The sequence below is a fragment of the Teichococcus aerofrigidensis genome (assembly GCF_054073225.1).
Genome location: NZ_JBSXMU010000199.1, coordinates 1 through 3,521, shown reverse-complemented (window position 1 = coordinate 3,521; position 3,521 = coordinate 1). Strand labels below are relative to the sequence as shown.

The window sequence follows — 3,521 nt, the reverse complement described above, 5'->3', positions numbered from 1 at the left end:
GCAGGGCCCGGGCCAGGGGATGCGCCGGCACGCGCACGGCGAGCGTCGGCAGGCCGGCGCCGGTCAGCAGGTCGATGCGGCTGCCCGGCGCGCGCGGCAGCACCAGGGTCAGCGGCCCGGGCCAGAAGCGCGCGGCCAGGCGCCGGGCGCGGTCGTCGGCGACCACCTCGGCGAAGGCGGCCTCCGCCTCGGGGAAGTGGCTGATCAGCGGGTTGAAGCGCGGCCGGCCCTTGGCGGCGAAGATGCGCGCCACGGCCTCCGGGTTTCGCGCATCGGCGCCGAGGCCATAGACCGTCTCGGTCGGGAAGGCGACCAGCCTGCCCTGGCGCAGCAGCGCCGCCGCGCGCGCGACGCCGCCCTCCGCCGGGTCCAGCAGCACGGTGCTCACGCGGCGCCGTGGCAGAGGAAGGGCTGGTTCTCCCAGCCGGGCTTGCCGTAGGCCAGCGGCGTGCCGTCGAAATTCGTCACCCGGCCGCCGGCCGCCACCAGCACCGCCTCGGGCGCCGCGGTATCCCATTCCATGGTGCGGCCGAAGCGCGGATAGAGATCGGCCACGCCCTCGGCCAGGCGGCAGAACTTCACCGCCGAGCCGATCTGCACGATGCGCGCCACCCGCCGCCCGGCGAGGAATTCCGGCAGGCGCGGATCGTCCCTGTAGTGACGGCTGGCCATGACGGTGAGGCCCTCCGGCGGCGGGCGGCGGGCCTGGATCGGGCGCTCGCCCGCCGCGTCGCGCTTCCACGCGCCCCGGCCGACGAGGCCGGTGAACAGCTCGCCGGTGGCCGGGATGGCGACGGCGCCGAGCAGCGGCCGGCCCTTCTCGACGAGGCCGATATTGACCGTGAACTCCTCCCGCCCGGCGGCGAATTCCCGCGTGCCGTCGAGCGGATCGACCAGCCAGTAGCGCGGCGCGGCGGCTGTGATGATCCCGGCCGAGCATTCCTCCTCCGCCACCACGGGGATCTCCGGCGTGGCCTCGCGCAGCCCCTCGGTGATCAGCGCCTCGGCCAGGCGGTCGGCGGCGGTGACGGGGCTCATATCCTCCTTCCGCTCCACGGCGAAGCCGGCATCGCGCACGGTGAGGATGGCGGCGGCGGCGCGCTCGGCGAGGCGCGCGGCGAGGGCGAGGAGGTCTTGCTCGGTCATGGTGCGGGAGGGTGTAGCACCACGGGAGCCGCGCCGCGCGAGTCTTGCGGGGACCGCCGCGCCGGCCTCAGCCGTTCAGGCTCATCGGCCGCATGCCGCCCGGGGGGAGGCCGAACCGTGCCCGGACCCAGTTCAGGAAGGCGCCATAGGGGCGCCCCAGGGCCAGCATCATCGCCGTGGCGCCGAGGATCCCGAGCAGCAGGCCTCGCCCCGAGGCACCGCTGACCGCGATGATCGCCGCGTAGATCGGGACCTGGAAGCTGACCAGCGCCAGGCTGTCCCACAGCAGCCGCGACAGGCGGCCCGGCCGGGCGCGCCGCATCAGCCAGTCCCGCCAGAGGCCATAGGGGCGGCCGATGGGGATCATCAGGGCCGCGCCCAGCAGCCGGGCCTGGCCCACCTGCTCCCAGCTCATGCCGGCGATGAAGCGCTCGTTGATGACCCCCGTGGTGGTGAAGAACAGGAGGAGGGCGGTGGTATCGGCGACGAAGGCGTGGCGCCGCGGAGGAGGCTGCGAGGGGAGGGTCATGTCCTGGCCTTGGCTGGGGCATCGGGTGGCGATAGGCTCCGAGCCCGACAGTGGACCCTCGCGTGACGGCCCTGTCGACCGCCGGGGCGGCCCGCGGCCAGGAGGGCATCCGGCCCCCGCCATGGCCCCGCGGGGCGGCGGCGCTGCCCCCTGGCGTCCCTCCCCTTGGCGTTCCTCCCCCTGGCATCCCGTCGACCCGGTGTTATCGTTCGGGCAACACCGCCGACGCGCACCAGCCAGGACTCCGCGATGACCGATATCCTCTTCGTCAAGCCCGCCCTTCCCCGCTCCGGCGCCCTGGTGCTGCCGCTGGCCGAGGGCTTCACCCTGGCGGGGCTGGCGCGGGAGGCGGATGCGGCGACGGAGGGTGCCGTCACGCGCGCGCTGGAGGCGGCGGGCTTCAAGGGGCGGAAGGGGCAGAGCTGCACCCTCTGGGCGCCGGGCGGGAAGGGCGGGCATCTCTCCCGCATCGTGGCCATCGGCCTGGGCGCCACGCCCGACGCGCGGACGGCCGAGGCGGCGGGCGGGGCGGCCTGGCCGCTGATCGCGGGCGATCCCGAGGCCTTCATCGCGACCGACGGGCTGAACGCCGCGCTGACCGCCGCCTTCGCCTCCGGCGCCCGGCTGCGGAGCTACCGCTTCGACAAGTACCGCACCCGGGAGAAGGCCGAGGACAGGCCGAAGCTGGTGCGCCTCTCCCTCGCCAGCGCCGCGCCCTCCGAGGCCAAGGCCGCCTTCGCCACGCTCTCGGCCATCGCCGACGGCGTCTTCCTGGCGCGCGACCTGGTCAGCGAGCCGCCCAACGTGCTCTTCCCCGAGGAGATGGCCGAGCGCTGCCGCGGGCTGGAGAAGCTCGGCGTCGAGGTCGAGGTGCTGGGGCCGAAGGAGCTGAGCAAGCTGGGCTTCGGCGCGATGCTCGGCGTGGCGCAGGGCAGCGCGCGCGAGCCGCGCGTCGTGGTCATGCAATGGAAGGGCGCCGGGCCCGCCAGCGACGCGCCGCCGGTCGCGCTGATCGGCAAGGGCGTCACCTTCGACACCGGCGGCATCTCGCTCAAATCCGCCGGCGGCATGGAGGACATGAAGTACGACATGGCCGGCGCCGGGGCCGTCATCGGCGCCATGGCGGCGATCGCCGGGCGCAAGGCGCGGGCCGATGTCGTCGGGCTGGTCGGGCTGGTGGAGAACATGCCCTCCGGCACGGCGCAGCGGCCGGGCGATGTCGTGACCTCCTATTCCGGCCAGACCATCGAGGTGATCAACACCGACGCCGAGGGGCGGCTCGTCCTGGCCGATCTGCTCTGGTACGCGCGGGAGCGCTTCCGGCCGCGCTGCATGATCGACCTCGCGACCCTGACCGGCGCCATCATCGTCGCCCTTGGCCACGAGCATGCCGGCCTGTTCAGCAACGACGACGACCTGGCGCAGAAGCTGCTGGCGGCCGGCGCGGAGGTCGAGGAGAAGCTCTGGCGCATGCCGCTGGGCGAGGCCTACGACAAGCTGATCCGGTCCGACATCGCCGACATGAAGAACGTCGGCGGCCGGCCGGGCGGCTCGATCAGCGCGGCGCAGTTCATCCAGCGCTTCATCGACACGCGCGAGGGCCATGTCGCCTGGGCGCATCTCGATATCGCCGGCACCGCCTGGGCCACCAAGGACGGCGCGACCACGCCCAAGGGCGCGACCGCCTTCGGCGTGCGGCTGCTCGACCGTCTGGTGGCCGGGCACTACGAAGGCTGAGCGTGGCGTCGGAGCCGGCCGAGGCGGCGCGCTTCCGGCCGATGCGGCTGCGGCTGCGCGGGCGGCTGGGGCGCAAGGCGGCGGCGCGCCCGCGCCTGCTGCCCTGGCC

The 3,521-nt window shown here is 74.6% G+C and carries 4 protein-coding genes; 1 reads left to right on the top strand and 3 read right to left on the bottom strand.

Features of this window, described 5'->3' with window-relative positions; translation table 11 throughout:
* From ACVMLK_RS20335 to alaE, 3 genes are all read right to left on the bottom strand, one after another.
* Nucleotides 1-388 (bottom strand): L-threonylcarbamoyladenylate synthase (locus tag ACVMLK_RS20335; RefSeq protein ID WP_457487454.1); only part of this gene is annotated, 388 nt, incomplete at its 3' end.
* Nucleotides 385-1,146, bottom strand: coding sequence for a 3'(2'),5'-bisphosphate nucleotidase CysQ (gene cysQ / locus ACVMLK_RS20330; protein WP_422922568.1), 762 nt, complete (start codon nucleotides 1,144-1,146; stop codon nucleotides 385-387). The genes ACVMLK_RS20335 and cysQ, both read right to left, overlap by 4 nt.
* A gap of 67 nt (nucleotides 1,147-1,213) precedes the next feature.
* Nucleotides 1,214-1,675: an L-alanine exporter AlaE gene (gene alaE, locus ACVMLK_RS20325; protein WP_457487453.1), complete on the bottom strand. Its 462-nt coding sequence runs from the start codon at nucleotides 1,673-1,675 to the stop codon at nucleotides 1,214-1,216.
* Nucleotides 1,676-1,924: 249 nt separating this feature from the next.
* Here alaE and ACVMLK_RS20320 point away from each other — a divergent pair, with 249 nt between their 5' ends.
* Entirely contained in the window at nucleotides 1,925-3,412 is a 1,488-nt protein-coding gene (locus ACVMLK_RS20320; RefSeq protein ID WP_457487452.1) for a leucyl aminopeptidase, read from the top strand.
* Nucleotides 3,413-3,521 lie beyond the last annotated feature (109 nt).